The 13,039-nt window shown below is 58.4% G+C and carries 15 protein-coding genes; 10 read left to right on the top strand and 5 right to left on the bottom strand.

The features are described from left to right. A partial coding sequence (locus VGK48_24710) for a Wzz/FepE/Etk N-terminal domain-containing protein (GenBank protein HEY2384391.1) occupies positions 1-659 on the bottom strand: 659 nt, incomplete at its 3' end. 21 nt (positions 660-680) lie between these two features. Then, the gene (locus VGK48_24705; GenBank protein ID HEY2384390.1) at positions 681-1,298 is read right to left on the bottom strand and encodes a polysaccharide biosynthesis/export family protein; all 618 of its coding nucleotides are present in this window, start codon (positions 1,296-1,298) and stop codon (positions 681-683) included. Positions 1,299-1,522: 224 nt separating this feature from the next. On the opposite strand from VGK48_24705, the gene VGK48_24700 reads away from it, so the two are divergent. The 5 genes from VGK48_24700 (at position 1,523) to VGK48_24680 (ending at position 5,892) form a co-directional block, all read left to right on the top strand. Beyond that, positions 1,523-1,702, top strand: a complete 180-nt coding sequence (locus VGK48_24700; GenBank protein HEY2384389.1) for a hypothetical protein — start codon at positions 1,523-1,525, stop codon at positions 1,700-1,702. Between the two features lie 68 nt (positions 1,703-1,770). Next, the gene (locus VGK48_24695; GenBank protein HEY2384388.1) at positions 1,771-3,495 is read left to right on the top strand and encodes an ATP-binding protein; all 1,725 of its coding nucleotides are present in this window, start codon (positions 1,771-1,773) and stop codon (positions 3,493-3,495) included. 48 nt (positions 3,496-3,543) lie between these two features. Further along, positions 3,544-3,789, top strand: a complete 246-nt coding sequence (locus VGK48_24690) for a tetratricopeptide repeat protein (GenBank protein HEY2384387.1) — start codon at positions 3,544-3,546, stop codon at positions 3,787-3,789. Between the two features lie 24 nt (positions 3,790-3,813). Continuing rightward, a complete protein-coding gene (locus VGK48_24685) occupies positions 3,814-5,058 on the top strand; it encodes a GAF and ANTAR domain-containing protein (GenBank protein ID HEY2384386.1) in 1,245 nt (414 codons plus the stop codon). A gap of 120 nt (positions 5,059-5,178) precedes the next feature. After that, positions 5,179-5,892: a PEP-CTERM sorting domain-containing protein gene (locus VGK48_24680; protein HEY2384385.1), complete on the top strand. Its 714-nt coding sequence runs from the start codon at positions 5,179-5,181 to the stop codon at positions 5,890-5,892. A gap of 2 nt (positions 5,893-5,894) precedes the next feature. On the opposite strand, the gene VGK48_24675 is transcribed toward VGK48_24680, so the two are convergent. Genes VGK48_24675 through VGK48_24665 form a run of 3 tightly spaced genes read right to left on the bottom strand, consistent with a single transcriptional unit; the run spans position 5,895 to position 7,496 of the window. Beyond that, positions 5,895-6,890 carry an AI-2E family transporter gene (locus VGK48_24675; protein ID HEY2384384.1) on the bottom strand — a complete coding sequence of 332 codons (996 nt, stop codon included), beginning with the start codon at positions 6,888-6,890 and terminating at the stop codon, positions 5,895-5,897. 58 nt (positions 6,891-6,948) lie between these two features. Continuing rightward, the gene (locus VGK48_24670; protein HEY2384383.1) at positions 6,949-7,221 is read right to left on the bottom strand and encodes a DUF507 family protein; all 273 of its coding nucleotides are present in this window, start codon (positions 7,219-7,221) and stop codon (positions 6,949-6,951) included. Further along, positions 7,218-7,496 (bottom strand): DUF507 family protein, encoded by a 279-nt coding sequence (locus VGK48_24665; protein HEY2384382.1) that lies wholly within the window; start codon positions 7,494-7,496, stop codon positions 7,218-7,220. The genes VGK48_24670 and VGK48_24665 overlap by 4 nt, the downstream gene beginning before the upstream one ends. Positions 7,497-7,554: 58 nt before the next feature. Between VGK48_24665 and bioB the strand changes: the two genes are divergently transcribed. The 5 genes from bioB to VGK48_24640 all read left to right on the top strand — a co-directional run bounded on the left by bioB (position 7,555) and on the right by VGK48_24640 (position 12,833). Continuing rightward, entirely contained in the window at positions 7,555-8,517 is a 963-nt protein-coding gene (gene bioB / locus VGK48_24660) for a biotin synthase BioB (GenBank protein HEY2384381.1), read from the top strand. A 4-nt stretch (positions 8,518-8,521) separates the two neighbouring features. Beyond that, positions 8,522-9,607 (top strand): 8-amino-7-oxononanoate synthase, encoded by a 1,086-nt coding sequence (locus tag VGK48_24655; protein ID HEY2384380.1) that lies wholly within the window; start codon positions 8,522-8,524, stop codon positions 9,605-9,607. A 189-nt stretch (positions 9,608-9,796) separates the two neighbouring features. After that, positions 9,797-10,420: a dethiobiotin synthase gene (bioD, locus tag VGK48_24650; protein ID HEY2384379.1), complete on the top strand. Its 624-nt coding sequence runs from the start codon at positions 9,797-9,799 to the stop codon at positions 10,418-10,420. Further along, positions 10,417-11,649, top strand: coding sequence for an adenosylmethionine--8-amino-7-oxononanoate transaminase (gene bioA, locus VGK48_24645; GenBank protein ID HEY2384378.1), 1,233 nt, complete (start codon positions 10,417-10,419; stop codon positions 11,647-11,649). Before bioD ends, bioA begins: the two co-directional genes overlap by 4 nt. A gap of 248 nt (positions 11,650-11,897) precedes the next feature. After that, complete coding sequence (locus tag VGK48_24640) at positions 11,898-12,833, top strand: cobalamin-binding protein (protein HEY2384377.1); 936 nt, start codon at positions 11,898-11,900, stop codon at positions 12,831-12,833. Positions 12,834-13,039: the final 206 nt, after the last annotated feature.

The following is a 13,039-nucleotide window of genomic DNA, read 5'->3' as shown; positions in this document are numbered from 1 at the left end:
ACGAGTTGCTGTTCCTGTCCGAACGAAGCGAGCTGTGTCTCGATACCTTCCAGCTCGTCCTTGTAGCGGTCGGCTTCCTGTTTGAAGAACTGAAACGCGCCACCTGGCCGATGCACGGCGAGGTGTTTATCCATGTAGAGTTTTCCGACTGCTTTCAGGATGCAGGAGGCCTGCGCCGGGTTGGCCGACGAGTAATTGACGGAAATGATGGCGGAATTCTTCAGCGGAACGATATTCATATTCTCCGCGAGATCGTGCGCCGCTTTCGTGACGGCGAGCAGATCGGTTTCGCGCGCGGGAGCGGCGGCCGCGAAGGCATTGACGACCGGAACGAAGGACCAGACATCGAGGCCGGGCTTCTGCACGGCGCACTGTCCCGCGGCGCCTTCGAGGACGTCGCGGCTTTTGAGCAGTTCTGCCTCGGATTCCAGATCCTGCTCCGTGAGATTCCCGACGCGCTCCGGCTGTTCCGGATTGGGCGAGACCAATGGATCGACGCGCGTCTGTTTGACCAGAATCTTCATTTCGGCGTCATATGTGTTCGGCACGAACGACAAAAGAAGGGCGATCAGGCCGAATATTCCGAGGAACGAGAAGCCGATGATGTGCTTCCGGCGAAACGCGATGGCGACAGCCTCGCGCAGTGTGATTGTGTTCATAGGTTCTTTCTCCGTATTGAATCAGGGAAGCGGAAAATGCCAGTAGAGCATCTGGGCATATTCCTTCACATTGGAGATCCGGCTCTTCGGCACCACCACCATGTCGCCGGCCTGAATCCTCACATCACTGGCGAGATTCTTTCCGGAAAGCACTTTTTTCAGATCGATTTCTCTCACGCTAACGGAATCGCCGTGCGTTCGCCGGAAAAGAAGAACCTGTGAGTGTTTCGCATTCGGGGTCAGGCCGCCCGCGATGGCGACGGCTTCGCTCAATTTAATATCGCTGCGGAGATCGTATTTGCCCGGCTTCTGCACTTCGCCCTGAGCGAGAAAAAAGGGCTTTTCGAAATCCTTGATCTCGACGTTGACCTCGGGCTGTTTCATGATGTCCGTGTATTTCGCTTCGATGGCCTTCGTCAGTTCGGGAATCGTCAGTCCGCCGGCCCGGACATCGCCTACGGCGCGCAACGAAACGAAGCCGTCCGGCTGAATGCTGACCGTCTGGTTGAATTCGGGGACGTAAACGAAGGTCAGATCCAGGGTGTCCCCGTTTTTCAACTGATACCTGGATTGTTGAGGTGTTGCGGTAAAGGCCGTTGCAATCGACAACACGGCTGCCAGTGCGGGAATCTTCCACATTGTCCCCTCCGCACGCCGTCGTGTAAGACCGGCGCCTACGCCGGAGGTGCACACGCCCGGCCAAACAGGCTTCTTCATGGCCTTAAACGAGATATGCGCCGCGGCGCCGCGGCCTTCTGCTGCATACCCTTTCCATTGCAGTGACATAGAGTTCCGGTGTGGAACGAAGCTGCTCTCCAGCCGTCTAAAACATTAAAGGCACAAAGCCTTTCAGGAGTTGAAGAATGAGCAAAAATCCTTCCGACAGGCAACGTATGCACGACAACGTCAAAAGCATGAAGAAAGAAGAGCAGCCGCGGCAGACCGAGGCGCAGGGCCAGGACAAGAAGAAGAAAACCATGAACTTTGACGAGGGCCAGAAATTTACCAGCGACGAGGACATCACTAAACGCCGTACGGCATAGTGGACAGGCGTCGCCTCAAAGATTCGGCCCGGAGCTGACAGCGGTTTCCGGGCTTTTTTGTTAATACAATGTCGCACGAACGGATGACCACCAACGAATTGTTTACCGCGCTGCAGGCGCTTGAAGAGGACAGCAATCGCGACCTCATCAAGGAACTGCAGGTGCAGCACCTCGAGCTCGAAATCCAGAATCGGGAGCTCCGTGAAACCCAGCAACAACTCGCCCACTCGAGAATGCGTTATGCCGATCTCTACGATTTTTCGCCCATCGGTTATGCGAGCCTCGATGAACGAGGCATCATCGAAGAAATCAACATCACCGGCGGAAAGCTGCTCGGCGAAAACCCGCATAAGCTGGTCGGCCGGTCCTTCACGGATTTCATACCGGAGGGCGACGTTCAGCGCTTCAAGGAGCATCTCAGCCGGTGTAAGTGGAGCCGGCAGAAGCGCAGCACGGAATTGCTGCTGAACCCTCTTCGCGGCGAGAAAACCACTGTCCAGCTGTTTACGGTGGTGACGCAGGATGCGGACCGCCATACGTTACAGTTCCGCACCGCGATCATCGATATCACTCAGCGAAAACGCGCCGAGGCCGCGGCGAGTGAAACGCAGAAACAACTCGAGCACGTGGTCGCGGAGAGGACGGCGGAACTGACCTCCGAGCGGAGGCAGCTCGAAGACGCGCAACATTTTTTATATGAGGCCAGCTCCGTGCTCGGCATGTCGCTGGACTATGAGATAACACTCTGGACCCTGGCGCGCGCCAGCCTGCCGCATCTGGCCGACGGATCGGCGGTCGACATCGTTCAGGAAGACGGATCGGTCAAAAGGATCGCCATTGCACATCTCCATGCCGACAAGGAGCAGGCTCTCTGGAAAATAGATTGCGGCGACAATGCGGAGGTCATCCGGACAGGGCAGGCTCAGCTTCATGACCGCAGCATGTGCGTCCCCCTCAACATCCGCGGAAAAACCGTAGGCGCCCTTTATCTGGAGCTCGAACGCTCCGGCCGGCAATACAACCTGTTCGACCTGGCGCTTGCCGAAGATCTCGCCGACCGCGCCGCCATCGCGCTGGATAATGCCACGCTCTATATGAAAGAACTCGAGGCGAATCGATTGAAGGATGACTTTTTGGCGATGGTTTCGCACGAGTTGAGGACACCGATGACTCCTATTCTGGGAGCCGTCTACAAGCTGCGCGGTTCCCGGCCGCAGGATGAAGATCTGCAGACCTCGCTCGACATGATCGAGCGGAATGCCCGCGCCCAGGCGCGGATCGTGGAAGAGCTGCTGGATATTTCGCGAATCACGACAGGCAAGATGGACTTCAACCGGCAGCCGGCGGATCTCCTGTCGATCATTCAGAGTGCGATCGACGTGGTGCGGCCGTCGACGGAAGCGCTTGGCATCGGCCTCCGAGCGTCGCTGGAGGACCCGAAGCGCCTGATCTGGTGCGATCGCGATCGGATTCAGCAGGTGATCTGGAATCTGCTGTCGAATGCCATCAAATTCACCGGCCAGGGCGGCTCCATCGAAGTGCGGCTGACCAATTCGCCCGGCTGGGCGCACATCCAGATCCGTGACACGGGCGTGGGAATCAGTTCCGAATTTCTGCCCCACATTTTCGAGAGATTCCGCCAGGCGGGGAGTTTCACCACCAGAATGCACGGCGGCCTCGGCGCAGGCCTCTCGATTGTCCGCTATATCGTCGAACGCCACGGCGGCGCCGTACGCGCCGAAAGCGCCGGCGAAGGGCTGGGGGCGATTCTCACGGTCGACCTCCCATATTGAATAAACTGAAGGTTTCGAAAATTGCGTAATGCGGTAAACTCTCAGGTTATGAATCAGGCGGGGACACAATCCTCCAGCAGTGATGATTACTTCCGCCGGGGACTGGAGTTGTCGAAGCAGGGCCGGTGGAATGAAGCTCTTCGTGCCTACAAGGAGTCGTTGCGTCTGGACCCCAACAATCCGCAAACCTATCTGAATCTGGGCTTCGTGTATTACGAGCTGGGCTATGATCGTGAGGCGCAAGAAGCTTTCGATAAGGCCTCGAAGCTCCAGGCCCGTCCTTGCGCCCGGTGACGGGACGCACATCGATCGGCATCCATGGCTCGCAACAACAACCCTATTGAGACCATTCAGAAGACGCTGGACCTGGCGGGCCAGGAACTGCGGATCCTGCATCAGATCAGCCAATCCATCAGCTCGACGCTGGACCTCGATCAGGTTCTGAGGCAGATCGTCGATCTCGTCATCGACGTCACCCACGGCGACGCGTGCCTGATTTACCTGATTGATGAGGCGGGCAATAACCTCGTGCTGCGAGCGTCGAAGAATCCGCACCCCCGGTTGATCGGAAAAATTGCGATGCGGGTCGGAGAGGGAATCACCGGCTGGGTTGCGAAGGAAGTTCAACCGGTCGCCATTCAGCGGCATGCCAGCAAGGATCCCCGCTTCAAGGTCTTTCAGACGCTGCCGGAAGACCGTTACGAAGCCTTTCTGTCCGTGCCGATCGTCGCACCGCCGACCGACAGGGTGATCGGCGTCATCAATGTCCAGCACCGCAAAGCGCATCGCCACAGCGATGCCGAGATGACTCTGCTCTCCATTCTCGGCCATCAGGTGGGGGGCGCAATCGAAAATGCGCGCCTGTACCAGGAAACCTCGCTGCGCTCGACGCAGATATCGACGCTCGCCGAGGTTGGACAGATCATCGCCTCGGGCAAATACCTGGAAGATGTGCTGCAGCTCGTCGTCAATATCATCGCGAAGATGATGCAGGCGCGGGTCTGCTCGATCATGCTGGTCGACGCTCAGAAGAACGAACTGGTGATCAAAGCGGCAAAGTCCTCGAGCGAAGAGTACTGGCGGAAACCGAACCTGAAAATCGGAAACAGTCTGATCAGCCGCGTCGTTAAAGAAAAGGCGCCCCTGATGGTGCGGGACGTGACCAAGCAGGAAGGGTATCAATATCCCGAGCTCGCTACGAAAGAAGGGATTCGCTCGCTGCTGTCCGTCCCGATGATCCTGAAAGGCCATGTCATCGGCGTGCTCAACGTCTATTCCGAACACGAACGCGCCTTCTCAAACGAAGACTTGCGGCTGCTGTCCACCGTGGCCGACCAGGTTGCCCTCGCCTTCGAAAACACGAAATTGAACGTGGCCATCCAGGAAAGCCAGGAAGCCCTCCTGACCCGGAAGCTTGTCGAACGCGCCAAGAGCATTCTGCAACGCCAGGCCAACCTCAGCGAGGAAGAAGCCTACAAGCGCCTCCAGCAGCAAAGCATGAAGACCCGCCGGTCGATGCGCGAGATCGCCGAGGCGGTAATTCTCTCAAGCGAATTGAACTGAACGCGACCAAATAAGGAGTTGCTGAAACGCCATACGTGAGCTAAAAAAAAGAAGTGGCAAAGTATTTGCCACGAGTTACCAGCCGCTGTCCAGGCGGTACGTCAAGGAAGGCGTCGATTTGTGAAGAGAAGAGCTTCGTTGGGTTTCGTGTTTGTATTGTTGATTGGAGTGTTCGCAGCTGTTCCCGCCCTCGCCGATCCGATTGTTGGATTACCCGCCGTTGACGACAACTGTATTCCATTTGGCTGCGCTTACGCGGGGTTATACCAGCAGGTCTACAGCAGCGATGCGTTCAGTGGTCCTATAGTCATTAAGGATATCGAGTTTTTCAATACGGAATTTGACAACTTTGCAACGGCGATGAACTCGGGTACCTGGACGATATCGCTATCCACTACAACCGCCGGTCCCGCTTCACTCGGCTCAACGTTCGCAAGCAATATCGGAGCCGGCAACACCCAGGTGTTCTCCGGCAATCTGTCTCAACCATGGGCGTTTGGCGACACTCTGACGATCAGCTTGATGACGCCGTTCCTTTACAACCCATCGTTGAACAACAATCTTTTATTGACCGTGGACGCTGCAGGGGTCACCGAGCCGGACGGCAACCCGATTTTCTTCGATAGGGGCGGCAGCAGTGATATAGGGCGGGTGTGGCAATTCTCGACCGCCAGCACTGGAACAGTAAACATGGTAGACGCCGATTTTGGTCTGGTCACGGGTTTTGATGGCGTTCCACCTTCGGTTCCGGAACCCGGCAGCTGGCTTTTGCTGGGCACAGGATTGCTGGGCCTCGGTATTCTCATCGTCAGACGAAAATTTGCGATCCAATAGTCTTAAGCCGCTTCCTCCGTCCATTCCTGCTTGAAATAGAGCTCCTTGATCAAAACCATGCCCACAACCATCAGGGGCGTCGCGAACATGACGCCGATGGTTCCGGCGAACAGGTCCATCAGGAATTGCACGGCCAGTATCAGTGCGGGCGGCAAATAGACCAGGCGCTGCTGGACCATCGGGCTGACGATGTAGCCCTCCACGACATGCGCGACGAGATATATCAGCACCACCCAAAGGGCCATTTGCGGGCTTCTGGTGAATGCCAGTAACACCGCGGGAACCGCCGACAGGATCGATCCCACGAAGGGCACGAAGGTCAGAAGCGCCGCCATCACGCCCAGCGGGATTGCCATCGGAGCGCCGACGAGCAGCATGCCGGTGATGGTGAGACCTCCCACGATAGCCATCGAGATCAGTTGTCCCGCAAGCCACCATCGCAAGGCGGCCGCGATCGAGTCGAGCAGACCGGCGATGCGGCCCTGAAGCGGCCTCCCGAAAAAGCTGAGAAACAAGTCGGTGTAGAGTTCAGGGCTGGTCGATAGATAGACGCCCAGAAAAAGAACCAGCACCATCGAAGCGGCAATCCGGAAAATGTGCGGAGCTGCCGCCCTGGCGGGAGTCTCCAGATTCAAGCCGCCGGCAGCGAAGCCGCCGGCAACATGGAACTGCGCCAGCTTGTCGTGAAATTGGAGGTAGGCCTGGGATATGGCGAGAAACAGCTGATCGGTTTGATGGGCAATCTGGACCCCGAAGGTCAGGATAGTTCCGAAGAAGAGCGCGACGAATCCAGCAAGAACCAGAGCCATGGCCCAGCTCGTGGACAGCCGGGTCCGGTCGCGTAGCCAGGTGCCCGAAGCCCGCAGAAGGAGTGCCAGGAGGATGCCCGCGAACGTGAGCAGCAGGATTTCAACGGAATAGATCACCGCGGCGGCCAGCCCGATAATCAGTACGGCAGCGAACACACGCCGCGTGAACTGCCGCATTTCCGGAGTCATACACCAGTGGCGATGCACGCGGAGTGCCGTTTTTTAAGAAATGGTGTGTGATGTGAAGTCAGACGATATTGCGCATTTCCTCTTCGTAGTACTTGCGAAAGAGGATTTCCCATTCCGCGCTGCCTTCCGGAATACCGCGCTTCTGGCCTTCGATCTTGTGGCGGGCGGCTTTATCGATGTCTTCTTCTTTTTTAAGCCATTTCATGAGGATATCGACGACAGCCAGCCGGATCGTATTGCGGTCCTCGATAAATTCGACGTCGTCCATCGAGGCCAGCTTGTCGCTGACGAGGTGAGAAAGCAGATTCACCTTTTCGCGAGACAGTCTCACAGCACCAACTTTCGCTCGCGGACCAGCTTGTTTTTGATGAGTTTGAACATTTCCTGATAGGAAGCGCCGCTCTGCCGCATCTGGTCCTGATACTGGTTGAGGAGCAGCCGCACTTCATCGTTGATCCGGTCTTCCAGATTGATCTCGTCGTCTATGATCTGGAAAAGCTGTTCGGCCAGACCGTAGCCTTCCGGGAGCTCGATCATTTCGTGTTCAACGAGTTCCTCGGCGATCTTTCTGGACAGGAGTTGTACATACTCTCGTCTTAACGGCATAGCAAACACTTATCCTACCAAATTCCTCGCTGGCTCGGGACCGTTTATAATCTCAAACATGCAAACGAATGGACTACGGCACGACTGGACCCGGGACGAGGTCCGAGCTATTTTTAACAGACCTTTTATAGACGCGGTGTTTTCGGCGCAGGCGATCCACCGGCAGTACTTCAAGCCCAACGAAGTCCAGCTCTGCCAGCTGCTTTCGATCAAGACCGGTGGCTGTCCGGAAGACTGCGCGTACTGTCCGCAAAGCGCGCATTACGACACCGGTCTCGGACACGAGAATCTCCTTTCGCTCGACCATGTTCTGCAGACCGCCAGGGAAGCCCGGGAACAGGGCGTTACGCGATTCTGCATGGGAGCGGCGTGGCGGCAGGTGAACGACGGGCCGGAATTTGAATCGGTCCTCGATATGGTTCGCGGTGTGTCGTCGCTGGGCATGGAAGTCTGCTGCACGCTCGGTATGTTGAACGAGCCGCAGGCGCGGCGTCTCGCCGAGGCCGGGCTTTACGCCTACAACCACAATCTCGATACTTCCGCCGAGTTCTACGGCCAGATCATCACGACGCGAAATTACGACGACCGTCTGCAAACGCTGGACCATGTGCGCAAGGCCGGAATCACCGTCTGCTGCGGCGGCATTATCGGCATGGGCGAATCGGATGAGGATCGCATTGGATTGTTGCACCAGCTGGCGACGCTGACGCCGCATCCCGAGAGCGTTCCGATCAACCTGCTCGTGCGGGTCGAAGGCACGCCGCTCGGCGAGGCGGAAGCTGTGGATCCCCTGGTCATGGTCCGGACGATCGCCGCCGCGAGAACGCTGATGCCTTCGTCGCGGGTGCGATTGAGCGCCGGCCGCCGGTCGCTGAGCCGCGAAGCCATCGCGCTATGTTTCATGGCAGGAGCCAATTCCATTTTCGTCGGCGATAAATTGCTGACCACGCCGAATCCCGGGCGCGATGAGGACGAGCTTCTGCTGCAGGATCTCCATCTCAGGCCGGCGACTCATGCTTGACCGCATGAAAGCGGAACTGGCTGCGCTGCGCGCGGCCGATCAGTTCCGCGAGTTGGCGACTCCCGCCGGAGTTCAGCTGAATTCCAATGATTATCTCGGACTGTCGGGCCACCCGCGCCTGGAACAGGCTGTCGTGCGGGGGCTCGAGGAAGACGATCGATTCGCTGCGACGGGCTCGCGGTTGCTCTCCGGGAATCACCCGCGCTGGGAAGAGCTGGAGGCCGAGTTTGCCGCGTTCGTGGGCGCCGAGGCGGCGTTGTATTTCCCGTCGGGTTATGCCGCCAACGTTGGGCTGCTCAGCTCCGTGCTGAAACCGGAGGATATCGTGTTCTCCGATGCCTCGAATCACGCCAGCCTGATCGACGGCATCCGGCTGTCGAAGGCGCAGAAGGTGATCTTTCCGCACCTCGATTTGAATTTTCTGGAAGAGGCATTGCGGAAGAATGCTGGCGCTGCGCGCAAGGTTGTTGTTGTCGAAAGTATCTTCAGCATGGACGGTGACCACGCGCCGCTGGAGGATCTGGCGGCGATCTGCGCGCGGTCCGGCGCCTCATTGATCGTCGATGCGGCACACTCGGTGGGCGTGGAACTGCGCCGGCAGTCGGATGTCCTCGCGGCTGTATACCCCTGCGGCAAGGCTCTCGCGTCGATGGGCGCATTTGTCGCAGGGTCCCGCACGCTGCGCGAGTATCTGATCAATCACGCCCGCACGTTTATCTTCTCGACGGCGCTGCCGCCGTATTGCTCGGCGCATGTTCGTGAAGCGATCCGGCTGGTGGGGGACGCGGATGTGGAGCGTTCGCGGCTGGAGATACTGAGCCGGCATCTGCGGGAGAGGCTTCGAGCCGCGGGTTTTGATATCGGCCGAAGTGATTCGCAGATTGTGCCGGTGATTCTCGGCAGCAATGAAACGGCGCTGCAGTTTGCGGCGGCCGCTCAAACGGCCGGCTTCGCGATCCGAGCGATTCGACCGCCGACGGTGCCGGCCGGCACCGCACGCCTGAGAGTATCGCTGAATGCGCGGCTGCGGGTGAAAGAGCTTGATCGATTTGTAGAAACGATTCTTGCAGGTGTTGCAGGTGTGGTTTAGCGAACATTCCCCTCCGTTTTCAAGGAGGGGTGGCCGAGCGATCAAACCGTTAGAACGCGAGGACGGGGTGGTTGGTAAAAGGTCGCGAAGCCTCCTTATTACTAACCGCCCCGTCTGCGCCGTTAAGGAACGGGACCATCATTTGATGGCGCAGCCACCCCGCCTTGGAAAGGCGGGGACTGGAGCCGCATGACGGATCTATTTGTCACCGGCACAGACACCGGCATCGGCAAAACCATGCTCTCATCCCTGCTGGTGGCGGCCCTGAACCGCGATTACTGGAAGCCCATCCAAACCGGTTCCGGCGAAGGCACAGATCGCCAGACCGTCCTTCAATTAGCCGGTATCGCGCCGGAGCGCGCGCATCCGGAAGCCTATATCTTCGATCCTCCGGTTTCGCCTCATCTCGCGGCCGAGTGGAAAGGCGTGAAGATCGACTTCAAATCCATCCAGCGGCCGGCCACCCCAAATTCCCTCGTCATCGAGGGCGCCGGCGGAGTACTCGTCCCGATCAACTCCGATTCCTTCATGCTGGATCTCGCGCGTCACTTGAATGCACCACTCGTCATCGCGAGCCGTACCGCACTCGGCACCATCAACCACACGCTTCTGACGATCGCCGCGATCCGGAACGCGAAGCTTCCAATCACCGGAGTCGTCATGATCGGCGCCGAAAACAGCGATAACCGCCGCGCCGTCGAGCGCTACGGCAACGTCCCCGTCATCGGCTGGATCCCGTGGCTCGACCGCATCGACCGCGAAACACTTCGAGCCATCTTTAATATCCACTTCGACCCCCGGGCATTCGCATGAAGATCTGGCATCCTTATACTCAGGAAGCGACCGACGCAACCCCAATCGCAATCGACCGCGGCGAGGGAGCCTATCTCTACACTCGTGACGGCCGCCGTTTGATCGACGCGATTTCCTCCTGGTGGGTGAACATCCATGGTCATTCGCACCCGCTTATCGCGGAAGCGATCGCGGCTCAGGCCCGCAAGCTCGAGCATGTGATCTTCGCCGGCTTCACGCACGAGCCCGCCGAAGAGCTCAGCGCCAGGCTTGCAAAAGTTCTTCCCGCATCCCTGACGCGTCTGTTCTTTTCAGACAATGGCTCGACCGCGGTCGAAGTCGCGATGAAGATGGCGGTTCAGTATTGGCACAATCTCGGCCGTCCGGAGAAACATCGGATTGTGGCGCTCGAGCACGCCTATCACGGCGACACCATCGGCGCGATGTCGGTGAGCGATGATTCGCCGTTCACCGCGGCATTCCGTTCGCTGCGCATTCCGTCGCTCTGCATTCGCGACGCCGGGGAGCTGGAACGAATGTTCGAATCGAAGCATCAGGAGATTGCCGCAATGATCGTCGAGCCGCTGGTGCAGGGCGCCGGCGGCATGCTGGTTTATTCGGCCGATCTGTTGCGCCGGTATCGCGAACTGTGCGCCGCGCATGATGTGCTTTTTATCGCAGACGAAGTCTTCACCGGCTTCGGCAGAACCGGCCGGATGTTTGCATGCGATCATGCCGGCGTTCAGCCGGACATGATGTGTCTCTCGAAAGGCCTCACCAGCGGGTTTCTGCCGCTCGCCGCCACGGTCTGCACGGAGAACATCTATCAGGCGTTCTACAGCAAGGATCGCTCGCGCACCTTTTTCCACGGCCATTCGTTTTCCGGCAACCCGCTGGGATGCGCGGCGGCCATCGCGAGCCTGCAGATCTTCGAGAGCGAACCGGTGTTTGATCGCATTGCCGCGATCGAACGCATTCATGCGCAGCGTCTGGAGGCTCTTAAGGACCATCCTTCGGTAGCCGCCGTTCGAATGCTCGGCACCATCGCCGCGATCGAGCTGAAAGCCGGAGATGCCGGATATCTTTCGGAACTCCGTACCCGTCTTTATCCTTTCTTTCTGGAACAGGGAGTCTTGCTGAGGCCGTTAGGAAACATCATCTATACGGTGCCGCCCTATGTCATCACCCCGGCGGATCTGAATTACGTTTACGACGTGATTGTGAAAGTGCTCGCGCTACTCCCCACCTGAGTTGGGGTGTCATTCCCCTCCGTTTTCAAGGAGGGGTGGCCGAGCGATCAAACCGTTAGAACGCGAGGACGGGGTGGTTGGTAATAGGTCGCGGAGCCTCCTTATTGTTTTGGAATTTACTAACCGCCCCGTCTGCGCTTCTAAGGAAGGGGCCCATTTTATTAGTGGCGCAGCCACCCCGCCTTGGAAAGGCGGGGAAAATTGCGCGGTCATAGACCGCGCCTGCAGGCCACTGATACCATTCCCAGATGCGGATTGTGTCGTTCCTTCCCTCGGCCTCCGAAATGGTTTGTGCTCTCGGCCTCGGTGATCAACTCGTCGGGGTGACGCACGAGTGCGATTACCCTCCCGAGGTGCAATCCAAACCCGTTGTCGTCAGGAACGTTCTTCCGCTGGAGACACTGACGCAGCGGGAGATCGATGAGGCCGTTACACAGCGCCTCCGGGACGGAGAGAGTCTCTATCAGGTCGACGAAAACCTCCTGCGCGATCTCGAACCCGACATCATCATCACCCAGGATCTCTGCCAGGTGTGTGCCCCCTCCGGTAACGAGCTTTCTCAGGCTTTGAAGGTGTTGCCGAAGAAGCCGGAAATTATCTGGATGACGCCGAAGTCCCTGGCCGGAATCGAGGACAACATCCGCGCCCTGGGCCAGGCCACGGGCCGGCAGCGGCGGGCTGAAGAAGTGATTGCGTCTGGTCGCCAACGCCTCGAGAAGATCAAGACGCGGACAGGGGAGTTGTCCACGCGTCCGCGGGTCTTCTGCATGGAATGGCTGAATCCGATTTTTTGCAGCGGCCACTGGGTTCCCGAGCTCGTGAAGATCGCCGGAGGCAGCGACACGCTGGGCAGGGAAGGCTCCGATTCAGTGCGCATCTCCTGGGACGACGTTCGCAAGTGGAATCCCGAGGTCCTGGTCGTCATTCCGTGCGGCTTCCATATCGAGAAGGTGGTTCAGGAAACGGCGAAACTCTGCGAATACGAAGGATGGCAGGATCTGGCCGCGGTCCGCAATAATCGCGTATACGCCGTGGATGCCAACTCCTATTTTGCCCGCCCCGGCCCGCGGGTCATTGACGGCGCTGAACTTCTGGCGCACCTCTTTTATCCGGGAAGCTTTTCCTGGGACGGCCCCTCGACCGCATATCGTCGAGTTGAGTTGAATGCGATGTCCCGAAGCTAGACCGAAGGTCCACCCGTGACTGAAGGCCCATAGGGCCATGAGATTGTGGCCGCGGCCGAGAGGCCGGGGGCTTTGCACAAAAAGTCGCCCAGATGGATATTCCCCGCCTTTTCAAGGCGGGGTGGCCGCGCCACAAAGAAGAAGGTCCCGTTCCGTAGCGGCGCAGACGGGGTGGTTAGTAACTTCAACGAATAAGGTGCGCTGCG

This window comes from Terriglobia bacterium (assembly GCA_036496425.1).
GTDB lineage: Bacteria > Acidobacteriota > Terriglobia > 20CM-2-55-15 > 20CM-2-55-15 > 20CM-2-55-15.
This window is presented reverse-complemented; position numbering and strand designations above follow the sequence as displayed.